This is a genomic window from Sulfurimonas sp. HSL-1656 (assembly GCF_039645585.1).
GTDB classification, from domain to species: Bacteria; Campylobacterota; Campylobacteria; order Campylobacterales; family Sulfurimonadaceae; genus Thiomicrolovo; species Thiomicrolovo subterrani.
This window is the reverse complement of sequence record NZ_CP147915.1, coordinates 118,205-130,979: the sequence shown is the minus strand read 5'-3', so window position 1 is coordinate 130,979 and position 12,775 is coordinate 118,205. Positions and strand designations below refer to the sequence as shown.

The 12,775-nt window shown below is 61.2% G+C and carries 16 protein-coding genes; 3 read left to right on the top strand and 13 right to left on the bottom strand.

Going from position 1 to position 12,775, the window contains the following annotated elements:
* Positions 1 to 33: 33 nt before the first annotated feature.
* From WCX49_RS00680 to WCX49_RS00650, 7 genes are all read right to left on the bottom strand, one after another.
* Entirely contained in the window at positions 34 to 813 is a 780-nt protein-coding gene (locus tag WCX49_RS00680; RefSeq protein WP_345985663.1) for a thiazole synthase, read from the bottom strand.
* Positions 814 to 866: 53 nt separating this feature from the next.
* Entirely contained in the window at positions 867 to 1,460 is a 594-nt protein-coding gene (gene purN / locus WCX49_RS00675) for a phosphoribosylglycinamide formyltransferase (protein WP_345985662.1), read from the bottom strand.
* Entirely contained in the window at positions 1,457 to 2,848 is a 1,392-nt protein-coding gene (locus tag WCX49_RS00670) for an NAD(P)H-hydrate dehydratase (RefSeq protein ID WP_345985661.1), read from the bottom strand. Before WCX49_RS00670 ends, purN begins: the two co-directional genes overlap by 4 nt.
* 65 nt (positions 2,849 to 2,913) lie before the next feature.
* Complete coding sequence (locus WCX49_RS00665) at positions 2,914 to 3,531, bottom strand: NAD(P)H-dependent oxidoreductase (RefSeq protein WP_345985660.1); 618 nt, start codon at positions 3,529 to 3,531, stop codon at positions 2,914 to 2,916.
* Positions 3,524 to 3,841, bottom strand: a complete 318-nt coding sequence (locus tag WCX49_RS00660; RefSeq protein ID WP_345985659.1) for a DUF309 domain-containing protein — start codon at positions 3,839 to 3,841, stop codon at positions 3,524 to 3,526. The genes WCX49_RS00665 and WCX49_RS00660 overlap by 8 nt, the downstream gene beginning before the upstream one ends.
* Entirely contained in the window at positions 3,828 to 4,151 is a 324-nt protein-coding gene (locus tag WCX49_RS00655) for a hypothetical protein (protein WP_345985658.1), read from the bottom strand. Before WCX49_RS00655 ends, WCX49_RS00660 begins: the two co-directional genes overlap by 14 nt.
* 92 nt (positions 4,152 to 4,243) lie before the next feature.
* Entirely contained in the window at positions 4,244 to 4,453 is a 210-nt protein-coding gene (locus tag WCX49_RS00650; RefSeq protein WP_345985657.1) for a hypothetical protein, read from the bottom strand.
* On the opposite strand from WCX49_RS00650, the gene WCX49_RS00645 reads away from it, so the two are divergent.
* From WCX49_RS00645 to WCX49_RS00635, 3 genes are read left to right on the top strand one after another with little or no spacing between them, the layout of a single operon-like run.
* Entirely contained in the window at positions 4,437 to 4,619 is a 183-nt protein-coding gene (locus tag WCX49_RS00645) for a hypothetical protein (RefSeq protein ID WP_345985656.1), read from the top strand. The two genes, WCX49_RS00650 and WCX49_RS00645, sit on opposite strands and share 17 nt — an antisense overlap.
* Positions 4,585 to 7,392, top strand: a complete 2,808-nt coding sequence (locus tag WCX49_RS00640) for a helicase-related protein (protein WP_345985655.1) — start codon at positions 4,585 to 4,587, stop codon at positions 7,390 to 7,392. Before WCX49_RS00645 ends, WCX49_RS00640 begins: the two co-directional genes overlap by 35 nt.
* A 21-nt stretch (positions 7,393 to 7,413) precedes the next feature.
* On the top strand, positions 7,414 to 8,124 hold the full coding sequence (locus WCX49_RS00635) for an SIMPL domain-containing protein (RefSeq protein WP_345985654.1): 711 nt from the start codon (positions 7,414 to 7,416) through the stop codon (positions 8,122 to 8,124).
* A gap of 30 nt (positions 8,125 to 8,154) precedes the next feature.
* Here WCX49_RS00635 and WCX49_RS00630 read toward each other — a convergent pair whose 3' ends face one another.
* The 6 genes from WCX49_RS00630 to WCX49_RS00605 all read right to left on the bottom strand — a co-directional run bounded on the left by WCX49_RS00630 (position 8,155) and on the right by WCX49_RS00605 (position 12,771).
* Entirely contained in the window at positions 8,155 to 8,868 is a 714-nt protein-coding gene (locus WCX49_RS00630; protein WP_345985653.1) for a hypothetical protein, read from the bottom strand.
* Between the two features lie 11 nt (positions 8,869 to 8,879).
* The gene (locus WCX49_RS00625) at positions 8,880 to 9,380 is read right to left on the bottom strand and encodes a YajQ family cyclic di-GMP-binding protein (protein WP_345985652.1); all 501 of its coding nucleotides are present in this window, start codon (positions 9,378 to 9,380) and stop codon (positions 8,880 to 8,882) included.
* An 86-nt stretch (positions 9,381 to 9,466) separates the two neighbouring features.
* On the bottom strand, positions 9,467 to 10,165 hold the full coding sequence (locus tag WCX49_RS00620; protein ID WP_345985651.1) for a 2Fe-2S iron-sulfur cluster-binding protein: 699 nt from the start codon (positions 10,163 to 10,165) through the stop codon (positions 9,467 to 9,469).
* Positions 10,165 to 10,308 (bottom strand): hypothetical protein, encoded by a 144-nt coding sequence (locus WCX49_RS00615; protein WP_345985650.1) that lies wholly within the window; start codon positions 10,306 to 10,308, stop codon positions 10,165 to 10,167. The genes WCX49_RS00620 and WCX49_RS00615 overlap by 1 nt, the downstream gene beginning before the upstream one ends.
* A complete protein-coding gene (locus tag WCX49_RS00610; RefSeq protein WP_345985649.1) occupies positions 10,290 to 11,876 on the bottom strand; it encodes an FAD-dependent oxidoreductase in 1,587 nt (528 codons plus the stop codon). The genes WCX49_RS00615 and WCX49_RS00610 overlap by 19 nt, the downstream gene beginning before the upstream one ends.
* A 79-nt stretch (positions 11,877 to 11,955) precedes the next feature.
* Entirely contained in the window at positions 11,956 to 12,771 is an 816-nt protein-coding gene (locus tag WCX49_RS00605) for a hypothetical protein (RefSeq protein WP_345985648.1), read from the bottom strand.
* Positions 12,772 to 12,775: the final 4 nt, after the last annotated feature.

Sequence of the window (12,775 nt, the reverse complement as noted above, 5' to 3'; positions counted from 1 at the left end):
TATACTGACGCGTGGAGGAGGACTGTAGTTCCCTTAGAACTGGATCATCCCGTCGATCGGGGATGACGCCGTCGCGTAAGGACGTTTCGGGATACGCCCGGCGAGGTAGCTCATGCGGCCCGCCATGACGGCATGCTTCATCGCCACCGCCATCGTCATCGGGTCATTCGCCTGGGCGATCGCCGTGTTGGTAAGGACCCCTTCCGCCCCCAGTTCCATCGCCGCCGCCGCATCGGACGCGCAGCCGATCCCGGCATCGACGATGACCGGAACGCTGACCGCTTCGCGGACGAATACGACGTTGTAGCGGTTCTGGATCCCCAGGCCTGAACCGATGGGCGCCGCCAGCGGCATGACGGCATGCGCACCCGCATCTTCGAGGCGCTTGGCCATGATCGGGTCATCGGAGGTGTAGGCCATGATCGTAAAGCCGTCCTTGGCCAGGACTTCGCACGCCTTGATCGTCTCGAGGACGTCGGGGTAGAGGGTCTTTTGCGTATCGCCGATGACCTCGAGCTTGATCAAGTCGATGCCCGTCGCTTCGCGGGTCAGGCGGAAGGTCGTGATCGCCTCCTCGGCCGTCGTACACCCCGCGGAGTTGGGCAGGAACTGTACGCCTGTCCCTTTGAAGGTATCGCGCAGGTTCTCCTTGTTCGGGTCTGTAATGTTCAGACGGCGCACGGCAACAGTGATCAGCTCCGACCCCGACGCCAGTGTCGCTTCCTTCGTCGTTTCGAAATCTTTGTACTTCCCGCTGCCCACGATCAGGCGGCTGTTGAACTCATATTTTCCGATTTTCAGTGTATCGCTCATATTCTCTCTCCATAATGATGCCGGGTTATAACACAGCTAATCTATGACGTATCTTACGCTAAAGCCCTAACAGAAGCCTCTAATCCATCCCCGCCGCCCAGCAGTTCCGCAATGGTCCGGGGAAGCAGTTCGTACTCAAGGGCGTGAATGGCTGCTTCGAAAGCATCTGCATCCATCTCTTCCGTCCGTTCAAACGAGGCCTGCGCAATGACGGTACCCCCGTCGAGCTCCCCCGTCACCCAGTGCACACTGACGCCGCAGACGGTGTCACCGCTCTCGTAAGCCTGTTCGATCGCCCGTGCCCCCTTGTATTTCGGCAGCAGCGAGGGGTGGATGTTGACGGCATGGACGCGGTCGGTGAATACGGGGGTCAGAATGCGCATAAAGCCCGCCGTCACCGTCAGGTGGGGAGTGTATTGTTCTATCCGCTCGACCAGCACGGCATCGAACGCTTCGCGGCTCTCATAAAGCGTATGGTCGATCACCTCCACCGGAACCCCGAACGCTTCCGCCCGCTTTATGCCGGGGGCCTGCGGCCGGTTCGTAATCGCAGCAGCGATCTCAATGCCGTGAGAGGGGAGAGTTTCCAGCAGTTTCTGGAGGTTAGTCCCCTCCCCGCTGAACAAAATAACAACGCGCGGCTTCATAGGCGGCAGACCCCTTCGATGAGATCGTCCGGCGTCAGCGCGTAGGGCTGTTTTTCAAAACGCGCGGCGGCTTCGGTATGCGCCAGAGAGGCATGGACGGCAGCGTCCAGCGGTGTATACCCCTGTGCCAGCAGGGCCCCGACAAGGCCCGAGAGGACGTCACCGCTTCCCCCTTTGGCCAGAGCGTTTGTACCGTGCGGGTTGACATAGAACCGATCCCCCTGCCCGATAATGACGTTGGCACCTTTGAGCAGCAGCACCGCGTCGGGGTAGGCGCGGCAGAAGGCCTCGACAAAGCCGAAGCGGTCCAGCTGCAGACCGCGCACATCGGTAGTGGCGATCCCCGTGCGGCTCAGCAGGGTGGTGAACTCTTTGGGATGCGGGGTGAGGACGATGCGTTTGCGTTTCAGGAGTTCCCCCAGCATCGGGTGTGCGAAGATATCCGCATCGCAGACCAGAGGGATGTCATCGTCGATCCGTTCTCTGAGCTCCTGTTCGGCGAACTCCTGCCCCAGCCCCATCCCGATGGCGACGGCGTTGACCGTTGCGGGGCGGAGGTGCGACTGCATCAGCTCATAGGGGATGGCGACCTCTTCGTTGGAGAGCAGGGTCACCAGTCCGGCACCGAAACGCAGCGCCGCTTTACCGGCGATGACGGCCGCCCCGCTCTTTTCGCCGCAGACGATGCCGAGATGCCCGAAACTCCCCTTGTGCACGTCCGGTTCGTCGCGCAGCGGCAGCCGCAGGTCACTGCGCTCCAGCAGTTTCCAGTTGCTCTCCCGCTCGTACAGCGCACGTGAAACGCCCAGCTCGGCCACGGTGATCTCGCCCACCGCATTTTTGGCCCCGTCGCTGAACATGCCGCGCTTGAGCGCCCCCATCGTCACCGTCAGATCGGCACGGAAAACCGCCGTATCGCAACCGCCTCCCGTGCGCAGGCCCGTCGGCATGTCGCAGGCGAGTTTGAACGCACTCATGGCGTTCATCAGCTTGATCATACCGATGATCCCGCTCCCAAGCGGCCGTCCCAGACCGCTGCCGAAGAGCGCGTCGACCAGGACGTCGCAGGGGGTGATCGCATTGACCACGGGTACGCCCAGCTTCTCCAGCCGTTCGAACTGCACCCTGGCCATCGGCGACTTCACCTCCAGCGGCAGCACGACCTCCACCCCGTAGGTGCCGTGCAGCAATCGGGCAAGGGCGAGGCCGTCGGCGCCGTTGTTGCCGGGGCCGCAGACGATGACGACGCGGCTGCCGGCGGCAAAACGGCCCCTGACTGCAACTGCCATCGCTTCGGCGGCATGCTCCATCAGCAGCTCTTCGCTGAGTCCGTAGCTGTTATAACAGCGTCTGTCCAGGGAGTCTACTTCATCGAATAGGTTCTGCATGGGGATTCCGTTTTTGCCATATTATAGCCGATTCGGCTAAAAGCGGATCGGCAGGGTGCGTGGGGTCAGCGGCGTTCGACGATGGTGTCGAGGTCGAGCCGATAGTGCTCCGGCTGAGGATTCAGGCGGTAGCCCAAAGCGACGATGAGAGCGGCGGAGCGGGCCGGTTCCAGTGCCAGCAGCGCCTCAACCTTCGTCTTTTCAAACCCCTCGATGGGACAGCTATCGATGCCGAGCGACGCCGCGCCCGTCATCATGTTCGCCGCCGCCAGGTAGCACTGCTTGTGCGTCCAGGCCTCGATCGCTTCGCGGCTGTGAAACTGCGGACCCATGTGGTTTGCGTAGACGCCTAGGTAACGCTCGTAAGCCTCTTCAGGAAGCCCCCGGCGCGCGAACATCGCCCGTACGTACGCCGTGCCCGGTTTGACGCACTCGTTGTCGGCGGTGATAATGAGCAGGTGGCTGCTCTCGGTGATCTGCGGCTGGTTCCAGCAGAGCGGGCGCAGCGCCTCTCGCAGGGCCATGTCGGTGACGACGATAAAGCGCCACGGCTCCATGCCGAACGACGAGGGGGACATCCTGCCGAATTCGAGGATCTGTTCAAAGGTCCCTTCGGGGATCTTCTGCTCCGTAAAGCGCTTGCAGGCGTGGCGGAAGGCCATCGCATCGGCAAATTCAGGCACCAAGACTCCTTTGGACCGCATGGACGGCATCGTCAAGCTCGAAATAGAGCGGGTTCTGCCCGCCGATCTCCGGCAGATATTCGCGGTACTTCATGTAGACGCCCCACGGTCCGGGCGCTTTATGCGGCCGGCCGCGCTTGTGCAGTTCGAAACTGACACTGGCATTGATCAGCCCCTTGAGCAACAACACTTCCGGCGTCTTCTGCATGCGCAGCGGGAACCAGACATCTTCCAGGGCTTCGTGGGCGTCGTAGTAGCGCTCCTCGTCCAGACAGGCGAGAAACGCGTCGGCGTGTTCACGTGTCAGCATTGTCTTTGACCTGCAGGTATTTGCGCCAGTAGCCCCGTCCCCCGCGCAGGGAGATGCAGTGCTTGCCGGGGAAACGCTTGCGGAACTCCGGCAGACGCTCTTTGGAGGCCTTGCCCGTATCGCAGTAAAAGACGAAGACGGAACCTTCCGGCTCCTGCTCCAGCATCGGCGGATTATAGGTCACCGTTTCGGCATGGTCGATGGGGTTGAGGATCGTATCGATCAGCAGGACCTTGACGCCCTCTGCCTCCAGCCGTTTCTTTTCGCGCAGGTACTCTTCCTGCGTCCATTCCAGGGGAAATTCACTCATGGGCGTTACTCTAGCAGGGGCGGGTTGAAAGAAACGTTAGTGCCGTACGTTATTCTGACACCATCCGGTTCGTTTCATAATAGACGCTTCGCCTACAGATCGACCCCGTCCCAGAATTCGTCGTAATCAAGGTCCGTCATCGGGTCCGTCTGCTGCGCGGCGAGCTTCTGTTCAGCCGCTTCGAAGTAGCCCTTTAGGGCCTCTTTGATGATGACGGCGGGCGCTTTGTTCAGCAGGGCGCTGTAGGTCTGAAGCGCTTCGACCGTCTCGTTGTCGAGGACGAATTTGATCTCTTCGTTCATCCGGGTGCTCCTTGCAAATGGCATGCGAAACTATAACGCCTTTTTCTTTGCGGCAGCCATCCCGCAGACGGTGCGCGCTTTTGTATCAGCGCCGCACAGCAAGATTTACCCCGAAACCGCTAAAATGGCTTATGGCAAAAAAGAAAAAGAAGCTGACACGCCTTAACGCCTCCATCCGCCGCTATTTCGACGGCGACGGTTTTGACGAAGGGATCGAACGCGTCGAGACCGCGACCCTGGGCGAACTCGTCCAGACACTCGGGTTCGTGCCCGAAAGCTGGGAGCGCGAGGAGCTGGTCCGGACGCTGCGCCGCCTCTGGAGCGACGCCGACGTCGAAATGCGGCAGGCGATCACGGCGTTTTTTACCGCCGAGGGGCGGGTCTACCCTTCCCCCAATACCAAAGAGCCCTCCGTCGAGCGCAGCGAAAAGATCGACGCCATCCTGGAGACAATGGATGTCACCCCTTCCGAAGCCCGCGCCCTGCATAACAGCTTCATCGAAGTGCGCACGAAGAAGATCACGCCCGAAAAGATGGAAGCGAAGCTCGCGCACCTGCGCTTCGAGCAGAAACGCGCCCGCATCGAGAAGGCGTGCGAAGGGCGCTTTGACCTTGACGACCGTTTCGAATTCAACGCCCTGCTCGATTACGACCTTTTCGGGGAGCAGTTCCGCAAGATCCATCCCCTGAAAACCCCGGCCTTCTCCTTCACCTACCTGAACGACAGCGACGAAGCGGAACTGATCGCGGAGATCACAACGGCCAAGGCGGAGGTGACACAGCAGAAGCAGGCCGAACTGGGCGCCTTTCTCGCCACCCTCGGCACGGACCACCCCTACCTGGCGCCGGAGCAGATCGTCCAGACCCTCAAGAGCGCCCCGCCCGATTCGCGCCTTACCCATCCGCCGCTGCCCGACACCCTCCTGCGCGCCATCCTGGAGCGGCAGACCCCGCTCAGCACGATGCTGCAGACCGATGAGGAGATCGTTCTGGGCATACGGGACAGCTTTATCCCGCAGGGGTTCCTTCACCCGATCGAACATGAAGCCCATCTCTCCTTGCTGCGCGATCCCGTCCTTGCCGCCGTCTGGGCGGGCGGGCCGATCGACGTCACCGGCGAACTCGAAACGACGCTGAAAAACGAGCGCGAAGCCTTCGGCGCGCAGCTCGAGACCCTCGCCGGCGAATGCGCCGAACTCGCCAAACTGCTGAGCCCCTCCCGCGACGAGATCCTGCAGTGGCTGGAGGCGGAGCTCTCCGAACACCTCGGCGACCACCTCTCCATCAACTCCAAGCTCTGGCGCAAGACCCTCTTTCACTGGGAGCGCCACATCCACGACGCCCTTCTGCGCCGCCAGCGCCAGGAGCTGCTCGCCCGCACCATCCGCGATTTTAAAAACCTCTTCCCCCTCGCCCGCGAACTGCGCCGCAAGCTCATCTTTTACACCGGCCCGACCAACAGCGGGAAGACCTGGCGCGCGATGCAGGCGCTGGAAAAAGCCGACACCGGGTATTACCTCGCCCCCCTGCGGCTGCTTGCGCTTGAGGGGTACGAGTCCCTGCGCGAACACGGCATCGGCGCCTCGCTCATTACCGGCGAGGAGCAGCTGATCGACGAGGAGGCGACGCATATCAGCTCGACCATCGAGATGCTCGATTTCAACACGGATGTCGACGTCTGCGTCATCGACGAGGTCCAGATGCTCGGCGACCGGGACCGGGGATGGGCCTGGGCGAATGCCATTATCGGCGCCCCCGCCAAGACCGTCATTATGACCGGGTCTGAGAATGCCGTCGACGCGGTGCAGAAGCTGGCCGACTACCTCGGCGAACCGCTGGAAGTCGTGCACTGCGAACGCAAGAACCCGCTGGAGCTGATGACCCACGCCACCCCCGTCACCCATATCCAGCCTGCCACCGCCGTCATCGCTTTTTCCCGCAAAGAGGTGCTGCGGCTCAAGCAGCAGCTCGCCCAGCACTTCCGCGTCAGCGTCGTCTACGGCAACCTCTCCCCCGAAGTGCGGCGGGAGGAGGCGCGCCGGTTCCGCGAAGGGGAGACGGAGGTCCTCGTCGCCACCGACGCCATAGCCATGGGGCTCAACCTCCCCATCCAGACGATCCTCTTCTCACGGGGCGACAAGTTTGACGGCGAGAACCAGCGGCCGCTGACCGCCTCGGAGATCCACCAGATCAGCGGGCGGGCCGGCCGCTACGGCATCAAAGAGAAGGGGCATGTCGGTGCGATCCGCCCCGACGTCCTCTCCATGATCCACAAACAGTTCCACAAACCCGCGCGCCCCGTGACGGTCCCCTTCAACGTCATGGCAAACCTGGACCACATCAAGCTTGTCTCGGGGATTTTGGAGGAGGAGTCGCTCGCAGAAATTCTCACCTTCTTCGTCAAGAACATGCAGTTCACCGGCCCTTTCCGCGCCGCCAACCTCGAGTCCATGCTCGAAGCGGCCGCCATCGTCGACCGGTACGAGCTCGACCTGACGGCGAAGTTCCACCTCGCCGCCGCGCCGCTGACGCTCAAATCGCCCTATATCGTCGCGGCCTACGAGCGCTACGTGCGTTCACTGGCCCAGGCCAAGCCGATCGCCTATATTCCCCCGGCCAACCTCGGCGATTACGCCCTCACGACCGACGAGCTCCTCGAGGCCGAGGACCGGGTCAAGGAGATCTCGCTCTACCTCTGGCTCGCCTACCGCTTCACCGACGCCTTCGTCGATACGGAGAAGGCCCGCGAATGGCGCGGCACCCTCAACCGCTTCATCGAAACCTCATTGAAAAAGAGCGAGTTCGTCCCCCGATGCCGCCAGTGTACGAAACCGCTGCCGCTCAACTCCGAGTACGCCATCTGCCAGAGCTGCTTCCGACGCCTCAACCGCGAAAAACGCAGCGGGGAACGCACCAAACAGGGAAAATTCAGGGCATAACCGTTTCCCAAGGAGGAGATCATGCAAAAATCGACCGCCGCCATCCTCGGCCTCTTCATCTTTCTCGGGCTCGGGCTTTTCGGCTACCTGCTCTCCACCGCCGCACTGACCGTCAAGGGAATGGAGAGGGTCGTTACCGTCAAAGGGCTGGCCGAACGCGAGGTCACGGCGGACAAGGCGATCTGGCCCATCAAGTTCGACGAAGCCGGGAACGACCTGGGCTCCCTCTATGCGACCGTGGAACGCAAAAGCGCCGCCGTCACCGCCTTTTTGAAGGCACACGGTTTCAGCGGGGAGGAGATAACGGTCTCGCCGCCTTCCATCGTCGACCGTCAGGCTCAGAACTACGGCAATACGGCCAATATCGCATTCCGCTACACGGCTGCAACCGTCGTCACGGTCTATACGGAAAAGATCGATGCCGTCCGCCAAAGCATGAGGGAGATCGCCGATCTGGGCAAAGACGGCATCGCACTTTCGGGCCAGAACTATGAGTACCGCACCCAGTTCCTCTTTACCGGACTCAACGATCTCAAACCCTCCATGATCCAAGAGGCGACGAAAAATGCCCGCGTCGTCGCCGAGAAGTTCGCCACAGACTCCGCCAGCCGCCTGGGCAAGATCAAAACGGCCAGCCAGGGGCAGTTCTCCATCACGGACCGTGACAGCTCGACGCCTTATATCAAAAAGGTCCGGGTCGTCTCGACGGTGAGCTATTATCTTTCGGATTAAAGCAGGAAAACGCCGCCGCGTAGGGCGCGATTATTTCAGCAGGTCGCTGTAGTCGTAGTGGTAGGGGCGAAGGTGCAGCTTTCCGCCGCGTGTGAGGATACGGGTATCCTCATCGGCCCGGGATTCAAAACGCTCTTTGACCCGTTTGCGCTGCTTTTTGCCGTACCCCTTTAACTTCATGAAGTCTTTGAGGGAAACGAGATCGTCAAAGTCGTCGTCTGCGAAGGGGTCCGCGCTGTCCGTTGCCGCTTCCTCCACAGCACCCTCATCACTGCTCTCGTCGATGATGCCGTCCTCGAACTCCTCCTCGGACAGCGGTTCGGGGACCGATTCGACGATCTCCGCCGAGACCGCCTCTTCGACGACGGCCGCGGCCGCCTGTTCGGGCAGCAGTTTCGACGCGAACACCTGCAGCACGTTCTTGAGCTGTTCGTCGCGCTCTTTGTAGATCTCCTCGACCTTTTCACGTTCGGCGATCAGCATCGCCTCGCGCTGGTCGCGGAGGCGGTTCACCTCCGCTTCGAGCTGCTCGTTCTTCGCCTTGAGACGCTCGTTCTCTTTCTCGATGTAATCATGAAAGCGGCTGTCCGCCGCCGGCGCTGCCGGTGCGGCATCGGCGAGCACGACATATTTCACGCCGTTCTCGATGACGCTGTTAAGGGTTCCGCGGCGGATCCGGTTGTGAATCGCCTCTTTGGAGACATTGAAATGTTCTGCCGCCTCCGCGACCGTCATCTTGGACATCACTCTTCCTTTCAGCGCATATTTTCAAAGACGAGCGGGGCGTCCCACTCCATGCCTCGGATCTCACGGATCACCTTTTGGAGGTCGTCGAGCTGTTTGCCCTTGACCCTGATATGATCCCCTTCGATCTGCGCGGTCACTTTGAGCTTGAGGTTCTTGATCTCGGCGGCGATCTTCTTCGCCTCCTTGGCCTCGATGTAGTCGACCACTTTGAACAGCTGCTTGCGGTTGCCGCCGCTGCTGTCTTCGACTCCCTGCTTGTCCAGGACGTTCGACGTCAACCCACGCTTGAGCAGTTTGCCGATGACGATATCCTGCAGCGCATCGAGTTTGTTGTCGCTGGCGCTTACTAACGTCAATGTTTTGGCTTTTTCGTTGTAGTCGATATCGGCGGTGAGGCCCTTGAAGTCATAGCGGGTCGCCACCTCGCGCTCGGCCTGGATGATGGCATCTTTGAATGCCTGCATGTCGATCTTGGCCGAAATATCGAAACTGTGCTCTTTTGCTGCCATATAACACCTCTGTTTGTCATTCAAACCGATTATAACAAAATGAGCTTAAGGGGTTTGGCCGCAGGGGCTGCAGCCGGGGAAAAAGGTTAAAAACTCGGTGCCCCGAAGTCCAGGCCGCCGAAGCCGCCCATCATGTTCGGGTCCATGAACCCCTCCATGCCGCTCTTGGTGCGCAGCAGGTTGATGTCCTGCTTGGGCGCGATCCCCTGGGGGCAGACGGGGACACACTCGTTGCAGAGCGTACAGTCCCAGATACCGTTTTGCTGGACCGCTTCGAGTTTACCGCGCACATCCGCCGTCCGGGCGTCGCTGACATAACGCCAGCTGCGCGTCAGGGCAAACGGCCCTTCGAAATCCGGCTTGACGGCGTAGACGGGGCAGGCGCTGTAGCAGGAGCCGCAGAGGATGCAGTCGCTTTGCAGCTCGTTCGCCTTCTCCTCCGCGTGTCCCATGCGGATCACACCGCTGACCGGGTCGATCCACGCCTGCGCCCCGGCGTTGAAGGAGAGGGGACGGTCCATATTGACAACGAGGTCCCGGATCACCTCGGCGTTGCGCAGCGGCTCGACGAGATCGCCGTCGGCGGGTTTGTAGCTGCAGGCGAGAGCCTCGGTGCCGTTAACCCGCACGGCGCAGCTGCCGCAGACGCTGGAGCGGCAGCCCGAGGCAAAAGTCAGGGTCGGATCGACATACGTCTTGATGTGGATGAGAAGTTCCAGCAGCGTTCCCTCGAAATCGACAGCATAGGTGACGGTTTCATCTGCTCTTTTGACGGCAATTTTCATCAGTCGCACCACTCCACTTCGTTGTCATCCTCGTCTTCGTCCCAGTAGGGGTCCTCGCAGCAGGCATCTTCCCACTCCGTCTCCTCTTCGTCGAGGAAATCCTTATCGACATCATCCGAACAGATCATTGGAAATCGAAACACAGTCCCTCCTCTTTGATACAGCTGAGCGAATGCACGGCCAGGGCGGCGTCCGCTTCGGGGAAATCGCTGCGGTAGTGCGCCCCCCGGCTCTCTTCCCGGCGCAGCGCCCCCTCCGCCACCGCTTCAGCCACGGTGAGAAGGTTGACGAACTCCAGGAAATCCGTCCGGTTGGTGTTGTAGGCGCCGTTGCGGTCCACGACGCCCATCTTCGGCAGTTCCGTCTGCATCGCTTTGACCGCGTCAAGCGCCGAGCGCAGACGTTCGGCGTCACGCACCAGGCCGACCTGCTCGTAAAAGAGCGTCGCCAGGGTGTCGCGGCGGGCGTAGAAGTCGACCTCGGGGGCGTCGTTGAAACACGCCTCCAGCTCCGGAGCTTCTGCCGTTGCAGGCTGCGCCTCTGCGCTGCCGCTTTTTGCCACGGCAGCCGCATTCGCCCCCGCCTGGCGGCCGAAAACGATCAGCTCCAGCAGCGAGTTCCCGCCGAGACGGTTCGCACCGTGGACACGGTGATTGGCGCATTCGCCGGCGGCAAAGAGCCCCGTCACGGCCGTCTGCGAATCCGCACCGACCTCGATGCCCCCCATCGTGTAATGCGCCACCGGCTTGATCGGGATCGGCTCGTACACCGGGTCGACCCCTTCGTAGCGCTGCGCGAGCTTGCGTTCCTGGGGGAGTTCGCCGTCGATAAAGGCTTCACCGAGGTGGCGGATATCCAGGGTGACCCTCTCGCCGGCCATGATCTGATCGTGAATCGCACGCGCCACCCGGTCGCGGGGGAGGCACTCGTCGATAAAACGCTCGCCTTTGCCGTTAAGCAGGTAGCCGCCGGCCCCCCGGGCGCTCTCGGAGATGAGGATGGAGGAGCCCGCCAGGCCCGTCGGGTGGAACTGCACGAACTCCATGTCACTGAGCCGCGCACCGGCCCGTAGCGCCGCTGCGTGGCCGTCGCCGCTGCTGCCGGCGGCATTGGTCGAGTGGCGGCCGTAGAGCTTGCTGTAGCCGCCCGTCGCGAGGATCACCGCCCCGGCCATGTACACTTCGACGGCACCGCTGCGGATATCGAGGACCTTGACGCCGCAGGCCCGATCCCCTTCGACGATGATGTCGAGCAGGAAACGTTCGTTGTAAAAGGGGATGCCCGCGCGGTTGCACTGGTCGTAAAGGGTATGGAGGATCTTCAACCCGCTGTAGTCCTGGGCGTAACAGGCCCGCGGGGCGGAAGCGCCGCCCAGTCGCCGCTGGGCGATCTGCGCATCGTCATTGCGGCTGAACGGCACCCCGATCGCGTCAAGCCACTGCAGGGCATCGATCCCTTCGGAGCAGAGCGCCGCGACGGCCGCTTCGTCGGCCAGCCCCTGGGCGGACTTGAGGGTATCGGCGATATGCATTTCCACACTGTCGTCACCTGCGTGCCCCAGGGCTGCATTGATGCCGCCCTGCGCCATACAGGTCTGCGAACGGGTAGGGTAACTCTTGCCGAGCACCGCCACCGATGCCCCCGCCTCTTTGGCGGAGAGTGCCGCTGCCATACCTGCACCGCCGCCGCCGACTACTAATACATCAACCATTCCGCTCCTTTGAAGGCCGCAATTTAGGGCGCATCATAACCTAGGAAGCGTTGCGTCCGTTTTAAAAAAAACCGCTTTCCTATTCGTCAAAGATTTCTGTCACGCTGCGGGAGGACGCACCGATCTTCTCGATCCGGCCGAAGCCGATAAGGAAGTAGGTCTCCTTGGTGACGACCTCATCGATCCCGCCCTGGGCGTTGTAACCGATCAGTACCCCGTATTCGTCCTCGTCTTCCAGTTCATAGGAGTCCAGCTGGATGATACGGCGGATCGTCGGCGTATGGAACGTCTCCAGCAGTTCAGGCACCACAGACGCATCCGGCCGACCGATATACATTTTGCGTTCCTTCTTGGCCAGCCCGACGGGTTTGATCTCCACCCGGGACTCCGCTTTGAGCAGGGCGGGAATGTTAAGCACGACGGAGAGGGCATCGTAGGGGCTGTAAAAATCGAGCACCTCGGTTTTTTGCCTGATTTTCTGGGTCTGCTTCTCCACCAGACGCATGGTCATCGCGTCAAACGTCGTCTCCGTCACCGTCTCGTTCTTGTCCTGGAAACGGGTCACGGTTTCGGCCTCGTGATCGAAAACGTAGACGTTGGATTCGGTCGTTCTGTCATTGGTCTGGTAGAGCTCGAAGGTATCGGTGATGTACATCCCGTCCTTGATATGCCCGCGGCTGACAAAACGGTCCCGTTCGTTGCCCGAAATATTCGCCGCCAGCCCCGTGGCGTAGTCCTCGACGATCATGCGGTATTCATCCCCGCGCTCTGCCATAGTGATCTTCGCCTCCCCGACCTTCCCGAAGAGCGAAAGCATCACCTTGTAGCGGGTCGTTACCGCCTCCGAACCCATCAACGCCGATAAAAAAACAAACAGCAACAGCAGACTTTTCATACGC

Excerpts from the sequence above, each read along its gene's own strand:
- WCX49_RS00680 (WP_345985663.1), bottom strand. The coding sequence starts at position 813 with ATGAGCGATACACTGAAAATCGGAAAATATGAGTTCAACAGCCGCCTG.
- purN (WP_345985662.1), bottom strand. The coding sequence starts at position 1,460 with ATGAAGCCGCGCGTTGTTATTTTGTTCAGCGGGGAGGGGACTAACCTC.
- WCX49_RS00670 (WP_345985661.1), bottom strand. The coding sequence starts at position 2,848 with ATGCAGAACCTATTCGATGAAGTAGACTCCCTGGACAGACGCTGTTAT.
- WCX49_RS00660 (WP_345985659.1), bottom strand. The coding sequence starts at position 3,841 with ATGCTGACACGTGAACACGCCGACGCGTTTCTCGCCTGTCTGGACGAG.
- WCX49_RS00655 (WP_345985658.1), bottom strand. The coding sequence starts at position 4,151 with ATGAGTGAATTTCCCCTGGAATGGACGCAGGAAGAGTACCTGCGCGAA.
- WCX49_RS00650 (WP_345985657.1), bottom strand. The coding sequence starts at position 4,453 with ATGAACGAAGAGATCAAATTCGTCCTCGACAACGAGACGGTCGAAGCG.
- WCX49_RS00640 (WP_345985655.1), top strand. The coding sequence starts at position 4,585 with ATGGCAAAAAAGAAAAAGAAGCTGACACGCCTTAACGCCTCCATCCGC.
- WCX49_RS00635 (WP_345985654.1), top strand. The coding sequence starts at position 7,414 with ATGCAAAAATCGACCGCCGCCATCCTCGGCCTCTTCATCTTTCTCGGG.
- WCX49_RS00630 (WP_345985653.1), bottom strand. The coding sequence starts at position 8,868 with ATGTCCAAGATGACGGTCGCGGAGGCGGCAGAACATTTCAATGTCTCC.
- WCX49_RS00625 (WP_345985652.1), bottom strand. The coding sequence starts at position 9,380 with ATGGCAGCAAAAGAGCACAGTTTCGATATTTCGGCCAAGATCGACATG.
- WCX49_RS00620 (WP_345985651.1), bottom strand. The coding sequence starts at position 10,165 with ATGAAAATTGCCGTCAAAAGAGCAGATGAAACCGTCACCTATGCTGTC.
- WCX49_RS00610 (WP_345985649.1), bottom strand. The coding sequence starts at position 11,876 with ATGGTTGATGTATTAGTAGTCGGCGGCGGCGGTGCAGGTATGGCAGCG.
- WCX49_RS00605 (WP_345985648.1), bottom strand. The coding sequence starts at position 12,771 with ATGAAAAGTCTGCTGTTGCTGTTTGTTTTTTTATCGGCGTTGATGGGT.